Below are 18,864 nucleotides of genomic sequence, written 5' to 3' on the forward strand. Positions count from 1 at the left end.
CCCTGTGCGGATCAGTAAGGTATCGCTTCAGGGCTGCTGTTGATTAATTTCCACAGCCAGTTGCTGATGACCATCCCAGGGTGTGACCGCGCTTAAACCCAACCAGTCGCCAGACTGTGGATTGGCACTGCCATCGCGCGAAATGCGCACCCTGACTTGTACCTGATGCTGTGCCGAAAGCAGGCGATCGGGCATCATGGCATTGCTGTCATCGAGCGTGAGCGATAACGGAAAGTGGCTCAGCGGTAAACGCTTCACAGCCACAGGCACCGGTGAAACACCGTCAGACACAGAAATATACAACACTCCGCCTTGCGGTAACATTTTTTCTGCCGGCGGCGTCAAACTCACCGTCAATGCCAGGCTGCTATTTTGCTGTCCCGCGTCGGTTTTCGCTTGTTCAATGCTGCGCTCGATCATGGTGATGCGACGATCGCCTGCCGGTAACAGTTTCAGCATCACCTGCCATGCACCAATCGCCTCGTTGTACTGCTGCTGTTCAAAGGCGTTAAACGCCAGCAGACTCAGCGTGCGCACATCGCTGTGATCGCGTTTAAGCAGCGCTTTCAGCAACACGTTGGCCTGACGGTTATCCTGCGGATCGCTGGAGCGCGTCAGCACTTCGGCATAATCCTGCTGCAGTTCGATATTGTCTGGCGCCAGCTGTAGCGCATGTTCAAATGCCTGGCTGGCATCGGTAGCATTATTCAGCACCATCCCTAAGCGGCCCAACATTGCCCAATCGTTGAGGTTCGTTGCGTCGTGCTGCAGCGAGCTGCGCAGACCCAGCTGCAGACGCGCCAACTCTTCCATGGTCAGCGGCTGAGCTTTAGGATCCATCACGCGCGCACGTAACGCAGGATACTCCTGCTGTACGCTGACAAACGCGGTTTGCTGCGTAAGTCCGCCGGTTTTCAGATACATGCCAACCGACACCACCAGCAGCACAATCACGCCCGGCAGCAACACCCAGCGGCTGCTGCGATGAATGGTCGCGGCATCCTGCTGCGGCACATCAGTTAATAGTGTTTGTTGCAGTTCGCGCACCATTTCCGGGCGCTCAGCCACCACGCCCTCTTCTTCATCACGCTCCAGCTCGCGCAGGCGTTGCTGATAGAAATCGGTGTTGAGACGATCGCGATCGCCACTGCTGGCCTCGCGCTGACGCCAGCCGGCACGCAGAAACAGCGCGATAGCCGCCAGCAGTAAAATAATCAGGGTAATCCAGAATCCAGTCATTACGGCTTCCCGTCACGCTTGAGTAACGCCGCAAGGCGCTGTTGTTCACTGTCGTCGAGTTCGCTACGCGCTTTGCCGCGACGATTACGCAGAATAATGATCAGCGCGCCCAGCACCACAAACAGCGCTGGCCCCACCCACAAAATCAGCGTGGAAGGCGTTACCGGCGGCTCATACGTCACGAAATTACCGTAACGCGCCACCATGTAATCAATGATCTGCTGGCGGCTTTCGCCCTGCTTCATCAACTCGTAGACTTTGAGACGCATATCCGACGCGATCATCGCATTGGAATCGGCAATGCTGTTGTTCTGGCATTTCGGGCAACGCAGCGATGCGGTGAGATCGCGGTATTGTTCTTCCTGCTGCACCGAATCGAACTGATAAGTATCAATCGCCGCCCATAGGCTGGTGCTGAGCAGAATGCCCGCTAACAATAGAAGCAGCCGTTTCATACGCCCGCCTCCTTGTTGTATTTGTCCCACAGCGGTTTCACTTCTTCGAGCCAGACGCGATCGTTCATGTCGCCTGCGTGGCGATAACGAATGATCCCTTTGCCGTCGATCAGAAAGGTTTCCGGTGCGCCGTAAACGCCGAGATCGAGACCGAGCATCCCGTTGCCGTCATACAGGCTGAGCGCATAAGGATTGCCCAGCGTGTTCAGCCAGGTCACCGCTTTGGTGCGATCGTCTTTATAGTTGAGGCCAACCACGCGAATGCCTTTTTCCGCCAGCGTATTGAGGTATTGATGCTCCGCGCGGCAGGTTGGGCACCAGGTTGCCCAGACGTTGAGCAGAATCGGTTTGCCGTCGGTCAGCACCTGCTGATCGTAGATTTTGCCGGGTTGATCGAGCGCTTCCAGTTTGAATACGGGTACCGGTTTGCCGATCAACGCTGATTCGAGACGCGTTGGATCATCGCCGTTGGCATTTCGCGACAGCTGCCACAGCAGCGCCGCGGCCAGCAGCAGAAACAGAACTAACGGGATAAACAGGATTTTTTTGTTCATGCCAGCTCCTCGCGCTGCTCTTTTTTACGTGAGCGATAGCGCGGATCGAACAGGCAGAACAAGCCGCCCACCGCCATAAACACGCCGCCGAACCAGATCCAGCGCACAAACGGTTTGTAGTAAATCCGCACCGCCCACGAACCGTCATCCAGCTCTTCGCCCAGCGCCGCATACAGATCGCGGGTGAAACCGCCGCTGATCGCCGCTTCGGTCATCATGGTGCGCGCGGCTGCATAGAAGCGTTTTTCCGCCTGCATCACCGCTTCCAGCTTGCCGTTACGCGTCACTTCAATCACCGCCACGCCGCCGCTGTAGTTCGGCCCTTGCAGGTTGCGCACGCCGTGGAAGGTAAAGTGATAATTGTGGATATCAACGGTATCACCCGCCTTCATGCGCACATCACGCTCAACGCTGTACTGGGTGCTAAAGGCGATACCGACCACGGTCACCGCCACGCCTAAATGCCCCAGCACCATGCCCCAATGGCTGCGCGATAGATGGCGTAAACCTTTGAAGAAAGAGTGGCGATGGGTGGCGCGCTCGTGCAGTTCCATCAACGTCAACATAATCACCCAGATCGACATCAGCAGGCCGATAACCGTCATCGCCTCAATGCGATCCTGCAGCAGCCACGGCAGGGCGATCGACAGAATCAGCGTCACTAACAGGCCCACGCCAAGGCGTTTCCACAGTTTCTGTGGTTGGTCACGACGCCAGCGCACCAGCGGACCGATACCGAGCATCAGCGCGAACGGTGCCATCAGCCAGGTAAACATGGTGTTGAAGAACGGTTCACCCACCGAGATGCTGCCGAGACCGAGCTGTTTATGCACCAGCGGCAGCAGCGTACCGAGTAACACCACCAGCATCGCGGCGATCAGCAGCACGTTGTTACCCAGCAGGAAGGATTCGCGTGACCAGGCTTCGCTCTGTACGCGGCTGCGCACCTGACCACCTTTCAGCGCGTACAGCAGCAGCGAGCTGCCAATCACAATCACCAGGAAGGCGAGAATAAACATGCCGCGCGCCGGATCGGAGGCGAACGAGTGCACGGATACCAGCACGCCGGAGCGCACGAGGAAAGTGCCAAGCAGGCTTAACGAGAACGCGGTGATCGCCAGTAACACCGTCCACGACTTGAAGCTGCCGCGCTTTTCCGTCACCGCCAGCGAGTGCATCAGCGCTGTTCCGGCCAGCCACGGCATAAAAGAGGCGTTTTCGACCGGGTCCCAGAACCACCAGCCGCCCCAGCCGAGTTCGTAATAAGCCCACGCCGAACCGAGCACGATACCGATGGTCAGGAAGACCCACGCGGCGGTGGTCCACGGACGTGACCAGCGCGCCCATGCGGTATCCAGACGTCCGGCCATCAGCGAGGCAATGGCAAACGCAAAGGCCACCGAGAAGCCGACGTAACCCATGTACAGCAGCGGCGGATGGAAGATCAGCCCGATATCCTGCAGCATTGGGTTGAGATCGCGCCCGTCAATCGGGAAGTTTGGTAAGGTGCGGGTAAATGGATTCGAGGTGAGAATGATAAACAGCAGGAAGCCGAGGTTAATCATGCCCATCACCGCCAGCACGCGTGCTAGCGCATCCTGCGGCATTCCACGGCTGAAGATCGCCACCGCCAGCGTCCAGGTGCTGAGCAGCAGCACCCACAACAGCAGTGAACCTTCGTGCGCCCCCCAGGTTGCCGCGATGCGATAATAGACCGGCAGCAAGGTGTTGGAGTTGGTGGCGACATAGCCAACGGTAAAGTCATTCACCACAAAGGCGTGCACCAACACCACAAAAGAGGCGGCGACACAGATAAACATGCCCCAGGTCAACGGGCGCGCCATGGCCATCAAACGCGCATCCTGCCGCGCAGCGCCCCACAACGGATAGACGCTCAACAGGAGCGCTAAAGCCAGCGCCAGACACAGCAGAAAGCTACCAATTTCTGGCATCATGATTGCGCACCCGACTGCTGATAGGCTGCTGCAGGTCCTGTGTGATTCTTCTTCATGGCATCTTCAATTTCGGGAGGCGTATATTTTTCATCGTGTTTCGCCAGCACTTCTTTGGCGTTCACCAGATTGCCCTCTTCCAGCACGCCTTGCGCTACCACGCCTTGCCCTTCACGGAACAGGTCCGGCAGAATGCCTTCATAGGTCACACTGACCACGCCGTTGGCGTCATACAGTTTGAAAGAGACGGCGAGCGTTTTCGGATCGCGCTTTACGCTGCCCGGCATCACCATGCCGCCAATGCGCAAGCGCTGGCCCGGCTCAGGCTTCTGATGATCTTCACCTTTGCCGTTGATAATTTCACTCGGGGTATAAAAAAGGTCGATGTTGGAACGCAGCGCGTACATCACCAGCGCGGTCGCCAGGCCAAGCCCGATCAACACCGCGATCGCCACATAGAGGCGATTACGACGACGGATATTCACACGGATTCTCCCGCTGCTCCACTGGCAGCTTTTTTCGATTTAGCCGCGCGAATGCGGCGATCCCTGGACTGACGCTGGCGAATTTCCGCCAGCAAACGGCGGCGGAACAGCACGGTGTGCAGCACCAGACCGAATAACGGGATCAACGTGAGGATAACGGCGAGCCAGACGTAAAAGGCATAGCCGCCCATGGCGAAGAAATCGCTCCACGATGCAAAGGCTGGCGTCATAATTTGCTTCCTCCCTGCGCCACATCAATCGCCCACGGACGATGACGCTCGGTGAATAGAATCAAATTACGCAGGCGCATTAAGGTCAGCGCACCAAACACCAGCAGGTAACCGAGAATGGACCAGCGCAGCGGTGTGCGCATGCTTGGATCGATAGCCTGCTGCAGAATGCCTGATGAGCCCTGATGCAGCGTGTTCCACCATTGCACCGAGAAGTGAATGATCGGCAGATTAACCACGCCAACCAGAATCAAAATGCCGGCGGCGCGCCCGGCGGTGCGGCGGTCTTCAAAGGAGTGATAGAGCGCGATAACGCCCATATAGAGGAACAGCAGCACCAGCTCAGATGTCAGGCGTGCATCCCAGATCCACCAGGTTCCCCACATCGGTTTACCCCAGGCGGAGCCGGTAATCAGCGCGATAAAGGTGAACACCGCGCCAATCGGCGCCATCGCCGCTGAGACCAGATCGGCCATCTTCATCTGCCACACCAGGCCGATAAATGCCGCAATAGCCATTGATGCATACACGCCCATCGACCACATCGCTGCAGGCACATGAATGTACATAATCCGGAAGCTGTTGCCCTGCTGATAATCCGCCGGTGCAAAGCCGAATCCCCAGACCCAACCGAGTAACAGCGTGCCAACACCCAGCACCGCGAACCACGGAATAAAGCGACCGCATAGCTGGTAAAGCCGCTCAGGCTTTGCCCACTGGTGTAACCATTTCCACATTTTGCATAGCTCACAATAAAGAGAATTCAGGTTTCGACCGCTCTGGGGCGGCACGAATTAATGCAGACTAATACGCAAGGCCGCTGCCGTCGCGAACGGCGACAGCGTTGCGCTTACCGCCAGCATCGCGCCAAGAATCGCCAGATAACCCCCGATCGGCAATCCCATTGCGGCGGCATCAATCGCCGCGCTGGCGAATATCAAAACCGGTATCGACAACGGCAATACCAGCAAACTCAGTAATACGCCGCCGCGCCGCAACCCAACGGTTAATCCGGTCCCAATCGCGCCGAGAAAACTCAGCGTTGGCGTGCCAAGTAATAACGTCAATGCCATCGCGCGCCAGCCGGCAAAATCTAGCGACAGCAACAATGCTGCCAGCGGCGACAATAAAATCAGCGGTAGCCCGGTAATCAGCCAGTGCGCAATCACTTTGCCCAGCACCGTGATCGGCAGCGGCGTCGGCAACAGAAGTAGTTGCTCAAGCGAACCATCAAGAAAATCGTCACGAAACAGCCGTTCCAGCGCCAGCAATGAGGCCAGTAACGCGGCAACCCACGCCACGCCCGGCGCAATCCGCGCCAGCTGCTGTGGCTCCGGTCCGATACCTAACGGAAACAGCGTGATAACAATCAGGAAAAACCACAGCGGATTGATCACTTCCCCGCCGCTACGAAAGGCGATTTTTAATTCACGCTGAATGACCCGGCCTAACATCAAGCCCACTCCGAAGTAAGACGAATTTTACGCACGCGCGCGCTGTGATCGGGCAGATCCTGATGCGTGGTCAGAATCACCGCTCCGCCGTTATCGGCATGGCTGACGAATCGCGCCATTAATTTTTCCACACCGCCTTTATCGATGGCGGTTAAGGGTTCATCGAGGATCCATATCGACGCTGGGCTAAGCCATAAGCGTGCTAATGCCACGCGCCGCTGCTGTCCGGCGGAGAGTTGTGCCACCGGCACTTCTTCAAAGCCCAGCAGATCGACCTGCTCTAGCGCGGCATAAATCGCGTCTTCTTTGCTGCTACCGTGCCAGAAATGCAGGTTCTCTAGCGGTGAGAGTACCGATTTCACGCCGGGGTGATGGCCAAGATAGAGCAGATTTTGTTGCCATACTTCGCGCTGTTGACGAAGGGGCTGTGACTGCCACGTTACGTCGCCCTCTTCCGCCCGGCTTAATCCGGCCAGCAGGCGCAACAGCGAAGTTTTCCCGGCTCCGTTTGGCCCTTCAATTTGCACAATGTCACCCGGTTGCACGCGGAAGCTCAACCCATGAAACAAGGTTCGCTCATCACGAACGCATGAGAGATTAATGACTTCGAGCATAGAAGGGAGAATCGCGGCAATGAATGAGGCGGGGATAATACCACATTGAATCTGTGGGCCGAAGTCTGTGAGCTGGCTCCCACTTACCCCAAATGGGGTATTCGTGCGCCCCAGATCAACAAATTGCTCAAAAATCCAACTCAGTTAAAATTTCGTTACTCTTAATTTGAATCTTCGTAACAAATCGACCTTGCAAAAACCAGCTACGCTTATGACGCAATGGCATTATCACCTGAGGAAAACATGAAACAATCACCATCGATTTCAAACAGTGACAACGATGTAGAGAGTGATGAGAAGGAGCAAGGTAAGGAGATAGAAGTCGATGAAGATGCCCTGCCCTCGCAGGCTGCGGCGATTCATGAAGAGATACGCCAGGATGGGGAAAAAGAGCTCGAGCGTGACGGCATGGCGCTGCTCTGGTCCGCGGTTGCGGCGGGACTGTCAATGAGCGCTTCGCTGATGGCGAAAGGCATTTTTCAGGTCCATCTTAAAGGCGTGCCGGGCGCATTTTTACTGGAAAATTTGGGTTATACCTTTGGCTTTGTCATCGTGATTATGGCGCGCCAGCAACTGTTTACCGAGAATACCGTTACCGCCGTTTTGCCGGTGATGCACAAACCGACCGGCAGCAACTTTGCGCTGCTGTTACGGCTCTGGTGCGTGGTGCTGCTCGGCAATCTGATTGGCACTGCATTGGGGGCGCTGGCCTTTAATCATATGCCAATATTCGACGATGCGACGCGTCAGGCCTTTACCGCCATCAGTGAAAAAGTGATGGTGAACTCACCAAGCGAAATGTTCGCTAATGCGGTGATATCAGGCTGGATTATCGCCACCATGGTGTGGATGTTCCCGTATGCGGGTGGCGCAAAGATTGTAGTGATTGTGATGATGACCTGGCTGGTGGCGTTAGGTGATTTAGCGCATATCGTGGTCGGTTCGGTCGAGGTGCTATATCTGGTGTTTGCGGGCACGCTGCCGTGGTACGAATTCTTTTGGCCATTTGCCTTGCCTACGCTGCTTGGCAACATCACGGGCGGTACGCTGATATTTGCGTTGATCAGCCATGCGCAGATTCGTAACGACATGAGTGAAGCGGCGAAAGCCAAAGCGCGTGCGGAACAGAAGCGGAAAGATAAGCAAAAACAGGCGTAAGCCTGGTCTTAAATTGCTGATAGATTGAGCAAACAACCGCTGCATAGTTAAAATCAGGTTCGCGGTGCGCTATACTGCGCGCCCGGCGTCTCCTTAGTTAAATGGATATAACGAGCCCCTCCTAAGGGCTAGTTGCAGGTTCGATTCCTGCAGGGGACACCATATAGCAGTTCGCACCCATCCTTCCCCGTTCGCTAAAACCCCATTGCACCAAGCACTCACCCAAATTACCGTTCGCAATCGTTCGCCATAGTTCGTTGACAGCCAGACTATTGGCTGGGTAAATTCTGGGTGAATCAATTTTACCCACCCGGATTTTACCCAATGCTCACGATCAAGCAGATTGACGCTGCAAAACCCAAAGAGAAGCCTTACAGGGTTGCAGATGGAAACGGACTATTCCTCTATGTACCGGCATCAGGAAAGAAGGTCTGGCAGGTGCGCTACCAGTTCGACGGAAAAGAGAAGGTGCACACGATCGGGAAGTATCCGGAGATTGGCCCGGCGGATGCCAGGAGCATGGCATTTGAGCTGAAACGCGATTTGGCTATTGGCCTTAATCCGGCCGTGAAGAAAAAACAGAAGGGAAAAGAACCGGACTCGTTTGGTTCAATTTTCGAGGAGTGGTACAAGCATAAGAAACAGGTTTGGTCTGAGAAGTACGCCAGTGAACTGAGGCGCATGTTTGATGATGACATCCTTCCTTATATTGGCAAGCTGCAGATGGATGACATTGAGCCGATGGCTCTGCTGAAGGTGTTGCGCAGGTTTGAGGATCGGGGCGCGATGGAGCGAGCCAACAAAGCGCGGCGCCGCTGCGGTGAAGTGTTTCGCTATGCAGTCGTTACCGGGCGTTGCAAATACAATCCGGCGCCAGACCTTGCTGATGCAATGAAGGGCTACCGCAAACAGAACTATCCGTTCCTGCCAGCCGACCAGATACCAGCGTTTAACGCAGCGCTCGCCACTTATTCAGGCAGCGTGATTTCCCGCGTAGCTACCCAAATTCTTCAGTTCACCGCCCTGCGCACCAAAGAGATGCGTAGTATGCAATGGACAGACGTCGATTTCGAAAACGACCTGATTACGATCGCTGCGGATGTGATGAAAAATCGCAAGCAGCACGTGGTGCCGATGTCACGCCAGGTAAAGGCGTTGCTGAAGTTCCTGCACCCAATCACCTCCACCTCGGCATTCGTATTCCCCGGTCGCAATGACAAATCCAAATCAATCAGTGACGCGGCCGTGCTGCTGGTAATTCGCCAGATCGGCTATGAGGGGCTTGCCAGTGGGCATGGTTTCCGGCACCAGTTCAGCACGATTCTGAACGAGCACGGCTGGCCGCATGATGCGATAGAGCGCCAGCTGGCTCACGTCGATCGCAATAACATTCGCGGCATCTATAACCACGCGCAGTACCTGGAAAAACGCAGGGAGATGATGCAGTGGTGGGCGGATTATCTGGAAGGAAATGGGGCGTAATGCCCCCTCAAATCGTCGGCCTGTCATCCTCATGCATGGTCGTGATTTCATGCGTTACCACTCCCACCACCGCAATATCTTCCAGCAGGTCATCCATCAGGAATGCGCCATCGTCGGTAATCAGGCGCCGCGGGTGAATCATGATCATCGCCCATTCATACATGCCTGACATATCAATCAGCACAGTGTCGCCGTTTACCGGGTAACGCTGCCTATCGATTATGCACCTGCGGCCATTCAGCTCCACCATGCTGGAAGTCTCACGGGTAGACAGGATGTACTTCAGCGGCTGAAGGATAAACGTCACTTCGCCACTGGCAGGTCCGACAGTCTGGTTGTGTATGCAGGAGACAACATTTCGCGCTTCATCTCCCAGGATTTCTGAATACCCTGCCCTGCAAACCATAATTTCCCCTTCCCGCTCTGGTTGAGACCGTCAACGACGCGCATTAGCGATTCGCTGTTGGCCTGTGGCTTAAATTCATCAAAGAGATTGAGCTTGAGACACGCCCTGACTGTAAAAGTCGCCCAGCATGACGCCTGCTTTCATATACCGGCACCCGTCGCGCCATATGTGGTCGAGTCCCTGCATCGCAACCCGGATGATGTCGCGCGTGTCGTTGGACGGCGTGAGCAGTCGGCCCATTGCCTGATTGCCGTAGAACACCTCACCTTCAGCGTGCGGGCTGGTACGGACGAACACGGCAACTTGTCGGCAATACTGGCGTTCTCGCCTCAGCTTCTCAGCAGCGCGTTCTGCGTACGAGCAAACCGCCTGGCGCATATCCATGTATTCGGTGATACGTGAGCCGAAGGAACGGGAGCAAACTATTTGCTGCTTCGTCGGTGCGAATTCTTCCAGCTCGAGGCATGGCTCGCCGCGCAGCTCACGGATGGTTCTTTCCATTACGACAGTGAAGTTATCGCGCATCAGCTTGATCGGGCTGTTCGCTAAATCCAGAGCTGTGTTAACACCCATGATTTTTAGTCGTTTGGCGATTCGCCTTCCTATTCCCCATACATCCTCTACGTCAATCAGCGCCATAAGCTTGCGCTGGCGCTCAGCGTCCGACAGGTCAAGCACGCCGCCGGTCTTCGTCCACTTTTTTGCAGCATGGTTAGCCAGCGTCTTTGTCTGTGCAATGCCAACGCCAACAGTGAGGTGCGCCTCCTGCTTTATACGCGCTCTCACCTTTCGACCAAGCTCATCGAATGACTGCAGTCTGTCCAGTCCGGTGACATCCATGAATGCCTCATCAATTGAATAGACCTCAACCGACGGCGCCATATCTTCGAGAATGGTCATCACCCGGTTGCTCATGTCAGCGTAGAGCGCATAATTACTGCTAAACACGTGAATCTTGTGCCGGCGGATTTCGTCATTCAGCTTGAAGTAAGGCGCACCCATCGGGATTTTCAGCTCTTTCACTTCGGCGCTGCGGGCAATGACGCAACCGTCATTGTTGCTGAGCACCAGAACCGGCTTACCTCGCAAATCAGGCCTGAACACCGTCTCGCAGCTTGCGTAAAACGAGTTCACATCAACGAGCGCAAACATCACATTCCGCCGTTTGGATTGAATACCTGAAACACGCGCTCATCACCATCAGCTGTTGAAATGTCACGTAAGGTCGTCGTGTGCATCTCTATCCATCTATTGGCGGCGCGAAGCGTGTAATGCCAGTTCAGCCGTTCCAATTCGCTCACAAAGTCGAGCGTGCTGATAGTAAATCGGCCTGAGGCATATCGCTTCATAGCCTGCTTAAAAGCCAACATGATTTCGTAGTCGCGGGTCATGGTCATCTCCCTCCCTGATGGATACTGTATAAATACAGAAATATCGATCGGTGGGATCGATCAAGTCGATTGATGGAGGTTTTTGCGAAGGGATTGGCGAGGAAGGAAATTTATGTGGGAGTTGATGCCCGAGTCATCAGCCTAGCTCTAACATCCCTCCCATGACCCGCAAGCAGCTTAACTAGGGGTGTAATCGCTTTTCATTCTTCCCTACTTCATAAGCGTCAAACATTGTGACAAAAAGATTACAATCGAGGAAAATGTTGGTATGATTGTTATCAAATAATATAGTTAGTTCTGAATATAAGTTTCTCCCGCTACTAGTAGCGGTTTTTTTGCCCCTCATTTTCACCTCCTCTCCTTTGCAAGTAGTTTAGCAATGTAACCATTCTGGCAGTCCAGCACAGAGCCCTTGCAAGTCAAAGAGCGAATTTTAAAAAAAGCTAACTTAAAAATAATAATTCTGACAACCTAGTCTTGTCATAAAAAGTAATGTGTAGGAACATACAATATCGCTCATACCATACTTATTTAAGATATGAAAATTAACGCACCTATCCTATTGACTTTATTCAGGATCTTTTTAATACCATTCTTCATTATCGTTTTCTATATGAACACTGATTGGTCTCCAGTTGTGGCTGCTTTAATATTCCTTGTTGCATCGGTGACAGACTGGATTGATGGTTTCTTGGCTCGGAAGCTTAATCAGACTACCAAGTTCGGTGCATTTCTTGACCCCGTGGCTGATAAGATTTTGGTCACTATAGCGTTAGTTCTTATAGCTGAGCAATTTCACTCATGGTTAGTTACCATCCCCGTAGCACTTATGATCGCACGCGAGATTATCATTTCCGCCCTAAGAGAATGGATGGCTGAACAGGGGGCGAGAAACGTAGTAAGGGTTTCAAGAGCAGGTAAAGCAAAAACTGCGTTGCAAATGATTTGTATAACAACACTTTTATGCCGAAGCGGGATAATGATGACATCAATTGGAATGGTAGCATTATATGCTTCAACCACTTTGACAATTTACTCTATGTATGGCTACTTGAAATCTGCAAGAGGATCCCTTGCAAATCAAGAATAAAGTTAAATTGAAAAGATAATTATATTATCTGAAAACATTATAAATTATTAAGTTGAGAATTAAAAATGCTTAATCTGTTTATTTCACTGGTTTTATTGATTATTTCACTAATTTTCACAAGAAGGTTTTTATCACCTAAAGTCGCAGAAAGAATATTTATAACAGCCCTATATGCAACTGTATTATTTATTAGCTGCTTTTATGTTGGCGCTAATTATTTTACAGGAGCAGGAATAAATGAATCAGTTGTTTATACTCTTCTCAGTGACATGAAGGGCGCTGGAATCCAGAAATATATAATTCCATTCTCAATTATCTTAATTGCTTTCTTGTGCATGGTATTCATGGTGTGGCGGTCTTTGAATGTTAAGCCAAAAACTTTATCCACACCAAAGAAAATAAACACACTTAAAATTTTCATTTTAATTCTTTCCTCGATCGCAATTAACCCTGGGATATCCGGAATCTATAAAATAATAAACTCCAGAATTAGTGGATCTCAGGATTTTTCGGAACATTACATTACCCCTTCTTATTTTGGAAAAAAACCGTCCAAAAATGTAATTTATATCTACGGTGAAAGCCTTGAAAGAACGTATTTCAATGAATCCTGGTTTCCTCACCTGACGGGCGAACTTTCATCTATAAAAGACAAATCATACGATTTTAGCAACACAATTCAATTGCCAGGAACTGACTACACTATAGCTGGAATAGTAGCATCACAGTGTGGCATACCCTTATTTGCTCCATTCTCTGGCAATTCATCAGACTCTCTATCCTCTTTCTTCCCGGGGACAACATGCCTTGGGGATATACTAAAAAAATCAGGTTATGATCTTTACTTTTATCAAGGGGCAGACCTTGACTTTGGAGGAAAAAGATTATTTTTCCATAACCATGGGTTTGACCATGTATTTGGACGCCAAGAATTAGCCGGAGATGTAGCTGACCGTTCTTATGTAAACGATTGGGGATGGTATGATGATACAGTTCTAGATATTGCATTTAAAAAATATCAAGAACTCTCAAAAAGTAAAAAACCGTTTGGTCTTTTCTTGCTGACTGTTGACACTCACCATCCTGACGGGTTTGTTAATAAAACATGTAGTAAACAAGGATATTTGTTTAATGCACAATCCAATTCGTCTATGTCGGCTGTTTTCTGCTCACAAGAACAAATTGCTAATTTCGTTAAAAAAGTAAGATCTTCACCTGAGTTTAAAAACACTATTATTGTTGTTTCATCTGACCACCTAGCCATGAATAACACCGCATACGATGCGTTAATTTCTCACCCACGTAGAAACTTATTCATGCTTATCGATAGCGATGATAGTCTCAGAAAAGTTGATTTAAGCAAACAAAGAAGTAGCATCGATAATGGCGCGACGGTATTAGATGCAATAGGCGGTGAATCACGCATAGGATTGGGAAGAAGCTCGTTTAAAAGCGAAACTCTTTATGACAAATTCCCGGATATGGCTGAAAAGGTGAACTCATGGAAAAACGCTGTTATTGCCTTATGGGGATTTCCTAAATCAATAAAAAATTTCGAAGTAACTGTATCTTCTATGCAAATTGAACTTCCTGAAACGTCATATAAGTTGCCGGTTCTCTTCAAAATAAAAAAAGACTTAGTTGAACCATATTTCGACAAGGATGTAAGCATCTCATTGGCCACGCAGCTATCAGAATTTGAAAAGGGTACCCAGTTTTTATGGGTGGATGACTGCTTCAAGATTACCCATGTATTCTCTAACAAAATTGAGCCGGGGCTGTGCGTTGCTTATGGAAAAAACGATGGTGGAATAACCTTGAGTAAGGTCGAAGGCGACACTGAAAAATTCACCTATGATTTATCAAAGGCTACAAATTCTGACGTTAACTTCAAAGATCGCATTGCCCAACTTAAGACTCCCCTTCACGAGTTACGATATCCTGGAAACAAAATTGACTTTAGTTACCCAGGAATGCCGGAGTACGTAAAAGATATCTCAGGCTTGTCTCATCGGGAGGATTGGGGAAGATGGAGTGACGCTTTACAGGGAGCATCAGTAATTATTGAAACTAAAAATCCACTTCCTGAGGATGTTAGGATCGAGTTAGAGGCTGGTGCATACAAAGACGGCGATGGGGGGTTAGTTGATATCAAAATTGGAAATGAAACGAAACGGGTCGACTTCAAGACTATTGGAAACATCCAGAGTCTTTCATTTGCTAACAGACAGCGATCAGACAAAATTGTGATTACGCCTTTACATCCTTCATCTCCGCTTTCCAATGGAGAAAGTGGAGATGCCAGAGTATTGGGTATAGGATTAAGAAACTTAATTGTAAGTAATATAAAATAGGGTAATGTATGTTAGAAGCTTTACTTGTTGTTATATTATGTGGAATTGGCTTGGCTGCATCATTAGCAATGATGTTTGATTAAAATAAGGCCCGCAAGTCGGGCCTTATTATTTTATATATAAAAATTAATTTAATGGCTTTTCAGGCCATTCAATATCTGACACCGTGGATGTTTCTACTCTAATCAAAAGCATCCTATACTTTTTCCACGCCTTTAATTGTGCTTCTTCATTTTGGTTAGCCTCACCTGAATCAACTGCATCTTGAAGCGGAGCAATGGCATTGGTTGCTGACTGCATCAGGTTAAATTTAGCCTCATTGGCGGCATCAATTTGCTGTTGATGAGTTAATGCAGTAGGTTCTTGAAGTTCTGGTTTACCATTCGCATCAGATCCGATCACCTTACCGCTTGACTGGCCATTTAGCAGGCGTTTCCACTCATCATCACTGATTTCAATTGCGTTAGAAGGGATTCCGTCGCAGTGAATTTCTTTATCGTATAACCCACCTGATGCTTTTGAATAATATTTAGATATTTCAATAACCTATAGCAAAGTATCTAACGGTGATTGTGCCGGTGGAATCTGGTGATACAACTGTAAGTTTTGCCGTGGCGAGGTCTGTAAAGTATGTGGCGTTTGAATATAATATCACTAATGATGTTGTCACCCCGGAAGACTTGTCAGCTAGAGTTTCGAAAACTTGCAACTTGGCTGTAGGGAACGTAAGGGGAAGTATTCCGGTGCATACCGTTGAGTTTCCTGCGGCCGTCCCTGTGGCTGTCCCCCACTGAATGATTAAACCGTTAGGCAGTTTTTGGTATCCGTTTGAAAATAGTAATCCTGCGAAAAATGAGTTATCAGGAATCTGATTGTTTCCAACCCCAACGGTACGAAATGCTGCAGTGCCTTAATCACTAGTTACATTAGCGCCATCACGCAAAACGTACGCTAGCGTGCCTGCATGAACAGCCACGCCGGTGCCGCTAGCTGTTTTTACCGTGACACTGAACGCGCCAGAACAATTATTTATGATTGCCCAATTTTTGCGCCAAGCTGGAACAATAAGGTTTATGTTAGCGGTTAGCGCTCCGGATAGAGTTATTCTTTCACGACCTGCCTGCAAAGTTGTTAGCGTAATACTCGATCCTGATAATCCAGTGATTGCAGTTGCCCCATAAAATCTAGAAGGAACCCAGCCAGTCAAAGCTGACGTGGTGTTTTCAGGGTTGACGCTGTTACCATCCGTTGTGTTAAGCCAGAAACCATCAAGTCTCGAGTTGGGTATTCTTGCGCCTTTTGAATAGCCAGATACTGCAGTGTTGAAGGTAGGGTTGAATGGATAACCTGCGCCAGCCTGCGACCAGCGAACCGCAGCAGTAATATCATTAAGCACGCCATTAAAGTCAGTACCGAACGGAGGTACACCACCTGCTGCTCATGTGGTGCGCGTCAACGGTAGGAAACCATTGCTATAAGAGGCGCGGTCAGCCGCAATACCCACCTGAGAGTCGTTTGGAATGTCCTGCTTTGAACCCGCATCTGCGAACGGGGTTGGAAGTAATTTAGGCTGTGAGCTGGTTTGCATTTTGAATTCCTGAATCGGGGAAGAACATTCCGCTTTCGAATGGCTGCATATCAGCCTCGGCGAAGCCAAATGTGTTATTGAAATCGCGTGACATAATGCTGACGCTCACCCCGGCAGGCTTGGCGATCGCATTGGAGTTGAGCAAAATCGCCCATTCAACCGGCGACAGGTTGAAGCTGAATACTTAGCTCATCGACATCACGCCGGTGATCGCCACAAACGCATCCCCTTCACCTTCAAAGAGATAATTAAGGGCGTTATTCAGTGAAGGTATCGAGCAGTCAGTAATGTTTGCCATCGCCTTTACAAGGATGAGCTTCCTGTAACCATCATTTGCCAGCCTGACCGTTGTTGTCAGTTGCAGGCCTTCATAGAACGATGCCTCATCGAACGGTTTTGGTGAGTCATCGGCAGCGCTGATGAAAGCTTCGTCGAAACCGAAATTAGTGGTTTGCTGCGGCACATTAAGCAGCCTGGAAACGCCGACTATCTTGCGCCACACATCCACGCCGTAATCTTCCGCCGTTGAGATATCCCAGATGGTCGTGAGGAATTCTTCGGTGAATTCCGTCATATCCATTGTGGTATTAAATTATTCAATCAGGCTTCGGAGGTTAGGGCTGGCGGTGTATTGTGTGAGGATTGTGTCTCTCACATTCTTCATAAGAGGGTTACGCTTATATCATTGGCATCAAGGGAAGGTATCTGGTCAACGCCGTATTCAACGGATGGGCTGTAATTCGTGCCGTTGATGCTGATGGTCATTGACAGGACGTTTAACGGTGCGGGGTGATTTCGATTTCGTAAGCACTGAGGACGGCAGCATTCACACTGTGACGACATACGGTGAGGCCATGGATAGCGGAGATAAGGCGACTAATAAGGCCATGTCGATCGCTTACAAGTACGCAGCGTTTCAGGCGTTCTGTATTCCAACGGAAGAAACCGCAGTTGATCCTGATGCTGAAGTTCATCAAGTGGCGCCACAACAGAAAGCCAAGCCAGCACCGGATGCCGCGCTGGCTAGGCTCACTGAAGCTGCGATGAAGAAGGCAACCCTGGAAGAGTTGAAACAAGCGTTCGCTAAAGCATGGCAGATGCTTGATGGCCCCCCGGAGCAAGCAAAGGCGAAAGAAGTTTACGAAATCAGGGAATCCGAACTGGAAGGAGCAGCAGCATAATGCCAATCAATGCGATCACAATTTCCGGTAACGTCGGCAAGGATGCCGTGTTGCGCGTCACCCCGAACGGCAAGCACATTGCCACCTTCTCTCTTCCGGCTAAATCTGGATTTGGCGACAAAGAAAAAACCTCTTGGCTGCAGTGCAAAATGTTCGGTGCGATGGCCGAGAAATTAACGCAGGGCATCACCAAGGGCGCAAAGGTTACGGTAAGCGGTGAGTTTGTTCTTGAGGAATGGGATCGCGATGATGGCAGCAAGGCATCCATCCCTACCATTCTGGTTCGTGACATCGACCTGCCACCGAAACAATCGGGAAACGGAGCGCCACCGAATCAGCCGCAAGCTCGTGGGCAATCTACCGCACCTGCGTACGACGATTCGATCCCTTTCTGATTTAACCCACTAATAAGGCCTCCATCATGAACCATTCACCGGTAAAACCGGCGCATTTGTCACGCTTAGACGCAGCTGACGAAGAGATAAAGCGTCGTAAGCAGGAAGTGCTGGATGGCGTAATGGCGGCCTTACAGGCGCAGGCTGTCGGTGCTGACCAACCCTCGCCTTTTAACGCCCGAACGAAAGGAATCGTTCTACATCAAAGAGATTGAGCGGCGCGAGCATTACGAGATGTCGAAGCGCCCACCTCTGCCACAAATAATCGTGACGAAGAAAGTCGACGATTACGAATGGCGCGACTTTACCAACACCATTCGCGGACGCTTTGGCGTAGTAAGACAAGAGTAGCGGCACAGCGCCGCGGCAGATTAATCGACGCTGGCCTGTACCCGGTTGGCGAATGAGGGGTAAGAATGATGAGTGAAGATATTGAGATTTCTCAGGAACGCCTAAACTTCGAGAAGTGGTATCTGAAGCATTGGCAATCATCCGGGATGTGGGCAAGAGACACCACAACAGAAGACGTAATCGCTCAGCGTGATGGCGATGGATACCTGCGAGCTTATATGAATGGATGCTGGATTGGCTGGCAAGCACGCGCAGGTCAAGCAGAGAGAGTTGAGTGATGGGAGCCAAGAGAATTTGAGTAGCGTAATTCGATTTAATCACCGCGATATCCGTTTTCATTACTGCCATATCGGTTTTGATATCGTCAATATCCGCTTCCAGCTTTGACACGCGCTTTTCCATAATTACAGCCTCTTGTAACTTGTCATTGTAATCAATGTGATAGCTTAATTTTCCTGCAAAGCATCCTACTCCAAAATCCATGG

General features: G+C 50.7%; 21 protein-coding genes, 1 tRNA gene and 2 pseudogenes. 7 read left to right on the forward strand and 17 right to left on the reverse strand.

Annotated elements, in window-relative coordinates; translation table 11 throughout:
- Positions 1 to 27 precede the first annotated feature (27 nt).
- The 9 genes from ccmI to ccmA are packed head-to-tail and all read right to left on the reverse strand — an operon-like array spanning position 28 to position 6,983.
- Positions 28 to 1,239 (reverse strand): c-type cytochrome biogenesis protein CcmI, encoded by a 1,212-nt coding sequence (gene ccmI, locus PO881_RS13370; RefSeq protein ID WP_280171911.1) that lies wholly within the window; start codon positions 1,237 to 1,239, stop codon positions 28 to 30.
- Positions 1,239 to 1,694: a cytochrome c-type biogenesis protein gene (locus PO881_RS13375; RefSeq protein WP_101763615.1), complete on the reverse strand. Its 456-nt coding sequence runs from the start codon at positions 1,692 to 1,694 to the stop codon at positions 1,239 to 1,241. The genes ccmI and PO881_RS13375 overlap by 1 nt, the downstream gene beginning before the upstream one ends.
- Entirely contained in the window at positions 1,691 to 2,248 is a 558-nt protein-coding gene (locus PO881_RS13380; protein WP_101763614.1) for a DsbE family thiol:disulfide interchange protein, read from the reverse strand. The genes PO881_RS13375 and PO881_RS13380 overlap by 4 nt, the downstream gene beginning before the upstream one ends.
- Complete coding sequence (locus PO881_RS13385) at positions 2,245 to 4,203, reverse strand: heme lyase CcmF/NrfE family subunit (protein ID WP_101763613.1); 1,959 nt, start codon at positions 4,201 to 4,203, stop codon at positions 2,245 to 2,247. Before PO881_RS13385 ends, PO881_RS13380 begins: the two co-directional genes overlap by 4 nt.
- Positions 4,200 to 4,685, reverse strand: a complete 486-nt coding sequence (ccmE, locus tag PO881_RS13390) for a cytochrome c maturation protein CcmE (RefSeq protein WP_008101293.1) — start codon at positions 4,683 to 4,685, stop codon at positions 4,200 to 4,202. Before ccmE ends, PO881_RS13385 begins: the two co-directional genes overlap by 4 nt.
- Positions 4,682 to 4,915 (reverse strand): heme exporter protein CcmD, encoded by a 234-nt coding sequence (gene ccmD / locus PO881_RS13395; protein WP_110866542.1) that lies wholly within the window; start codon positions 4,913 to 4,915, stop codon positions 4,682 to 4,684. Before ccmD ends, ccmE begins: the two co-directional genes overlap by 4 nt.
- On the reverse strand, positions 4,912 to 5,652 hold the full coding sequence (locus tag PO881_RS13400) for a heme ABC transporter permease (RefSeq protein WP_277973854.1): 741 nt from the start codon (positions 5,650 to 5,652) through the stop codon (positions 4,912 to 4,914). The genes ccmD and PO881_RS13400 overlap by 4 nt, the downstream gene beginning before the upstream one ends.
- Positions 5,653 to 5,709: 57 nt before the next feature.
- Positions 5,710 to 6,369, reverse strand: coding sequence for a heme exporter protein CcmB (gene ccmB / locus PO881_RS13405; protein WP_192411449.1), 660 nt, complete (start codon positions 6,367 to 6,369; stop codon positions 5,710 to 5,712).
- A complete protein-coding gene (ccmA, locus tag PO881_RS13410; protein WP_280171912.1) occupies positions 6,369 to 6,983 on the reverse strand; it encodes a cytochrome c biogenesis heme-transporting ATPase CcmA in 615 nt (204 codons plus the stop codon). Before ccmA ends, ccmB begins: the two co-directional genes overlap by 1 nt.
- A 243-nt stretch (positions 6,984 to 7,226) precedes the next feature.
- On the opposite strand from ccmA, the gene PO881_RS13415 reads away from it, so the two are divergent.
- The 3 genes from PO881_RS13415 to PO881_RS13425 all read left to right on the forward strand — a co-directional run bounded on the left by PO881_RS13415 (position 7,227) and on the right by PO881_RS13425 (position 9,623).
- Positions 7,227 to 8,141, forward strand: coding sequence for a formate/nitrite transporter family protein (locus PO881_RS13415; protein WP_280171913.1), 915 nt, complete (start codon positions 7,227 to 7,229; stop codon positions 8,139 to 8,141).
- Positions 8,142 to 8,228: 87 nt separating this feature from the next.
- Positions 8,229 to 8,303 (forward strand) — tRNA-Arg (locus PO881_RS13420).
- A gap of 162 nt (positions 8,304 to 8,465) precedes the next feature.
- Positions 8,466 to 9,623 carry a tyrosine-type recombinase/integrase gene (locus tag PO881_RS13425; protein WP_280171914.1) on the forward strand — a complete coding sequence of 386 codons (1,158 nt, stop codon included), beginning with the start codon at positions 8,466 to 8,468 and terminating at the stop codon, positions 9,621 to 9,623.
- Positions 9,624 to 9,630: 7 nt separating this feature from the next.
- Here PO881_RS13425 and PO881_RS13430 read toward each other — a convergent pair whose 3' ends face one another.
- From PO881_RS13430 to PO881_RS13440, 3 genes and pseudogenes are all read right to left on the reverse strand, one after another.
- The gene (locus tag PO881_RS13430) at positions 9,631 to 9,930 is read right to left on the reverse strand and encodes a hypothetical protein (RefSeq protein WP_280171915.1); all 300 of its coding nucleotides are present in this window, start codon (positions 9,928 to 9,930) and stop codon (positions 9,631 to 9,633) included.
- A pseudogene (gene umuC, locus PO881_RS13435) lies at positions 9,927 to 11,181 on the reverse strand (translesion error-prone DNA polymerase V subunit UmuC). Before umuC ends, PO881_RS13430 begins: the two are co-directional and overlap by 4 nt.
- Positions 11,181 to 11,420 carry a DNA polymerase V gene (locus PO881_RS13440; protein WP_280171916.1) on the reverse strand — a complete coding sequence of 80 codons (240 nt, stop codon included), beginning with the start codon at positions 11,418 to 11,420 and terminating at the stop codon, positions 11,181 to 11,183. The pseudogene umuC and the gene PO881_RS13440 overlap by 1 nt, the downstream one beginning before the upstream one ends.
- A 538-nt stretch (positions 11,421 to 11,958) precedes the next feature.
- Here PO881_RS13440 and pgsA point away from each other — a divergent pair.
- Positions 11,959 to 12,510, forward strand: coding sequence for a CDP-diacylglycerol--glycerol-3-phosphate 3-phosphatidyltransferase (gene pgsA, locus PO881_RS13445; protein WP_280171918.1), 552 nt, complete (start codon positions 11,959 to 11,961; stop codon positions 12,508 to 12,510).
- Between the two features lie 65 nt (positions 12,511 to 12,575).
- Positions 12,576 to 14,864, forward strand: a complete 2,289-nt coding sequence (gene opgB / locus PO881_RS13450; protein ID WP_280171919.1) for a phosphatidylglycerol--membrane-oligosaccharide glycerophosphotransferase — start codon at positions 12,576 to 12,578, stop codon at positions 14,862 to 14,864.
- A gap of 126 nt (positions 14,865 to 14,990) precedes the next feature.
- Here opgB and PO881_RS13455 read toward each other — a convergent pair whose 3' ends face one another.
- From PO881_RS13455 to PO881_RS13470, 4 genes are all read right to left on the reverse strand, one after another.
- On the reverse strand, positions 14,991 to 15,407 hold the full coding sequence (locus PO881_RS13455) for a tail fiber assembly protein (RefSeq protein WP_348273502.1): 417 nt from the start codon (positions 15,405 to 15,407) through the stop codon (positions 14,991 to 14,993).
- Positions 15,408 to 15,774: 367 nt separating this feature from the next.
- Entirely contained in the window at positions 15,775 to 16,260 is a 486-nt protein-coding gene (locus PO881_RS13460) for a hypothetical protein (RefSeq protein ID WP_280171920.1), read from the reverse strand.
- 169 nt (positions 16,261 to 16,429) lie between these two features.
- Complete coding sequence (locus PO881_RS13465) at positions 16,430 to 16,597, reverse strand: hypothetical protein (protein ID WP_280171921.1); 168 nt, start codon at positions 16,595 to 16,597, stop codon at positions 16,430 to 16,432.
- Positions 16,598 to 16,636: 39 nt separating this feature from the next.
- The gene (locus PO881_RS13470) at positions 16,637 to 17,026 is read right to left on the reverse strand and encodes a DUF2612 domain-containing protein (RefSeq protein ID WP_280171922.1); all 390 of its coding nucleotides are present in this window, start codon (positions 17,024 to 17,026) and stop codon (positions 16,637 to 16,639) included.
- Between the two features lie 208 nt (positions 17,027 to 17,234).
- Here PO881_RS13470 and PO881_RS13475 point away from each other — a divergent pair.
- Positions 17,235 to 17,633 (forward strand): annotated as a pseudogene (locus PO881_RS13475) (ERF family protein); the annotation flags it as partial.
- Positions 17,633 to 18,028, forward strand: a complete 396-nt coding sequence (locus PO881_RS13480) for a single-stranded DNA-binding protein (protein ID WP_280171923.1) — start codon at positions 17,633 to 17,635, stop codon at positions 18,026 to 18,028. The pseudogene PO881_RS13475 and the gene PO881_RS13480, both read left to right, overlap by 1 nt.
- Positions 18,029 to 18,199: 171 nt before the next feature.
- On the opposite strand, the gene PO881_RS13485 is transcribed toward PO881_RS13480, so the two are convergent.
- Positions 18,200 to 18,862 carry a hypothetical protein gene (locus PO881_RS13485; RefSeq protein ID WP_280171924.1) on the reverse strand — a complete coding sequence of 221 codons (663 nt, stop codon included), beginning with the start codon at positions 18,860 to 18,862 and terminating at the stop codon, positions 18,200 to 18,202.
- Between the last annotated feature and the right edge of the window lie 2 nt (positions 18,863 to 18,864).

This window comes from Pantoea sp. SS70 (assembly GCF_029866845.1).
Classification (GTDB): Bacteria; Pseudomonadota; Gammaproteobacteria; order Enterobacterales; family Enterobacteriaceae; genus Pantoea; species Pantoea leporis.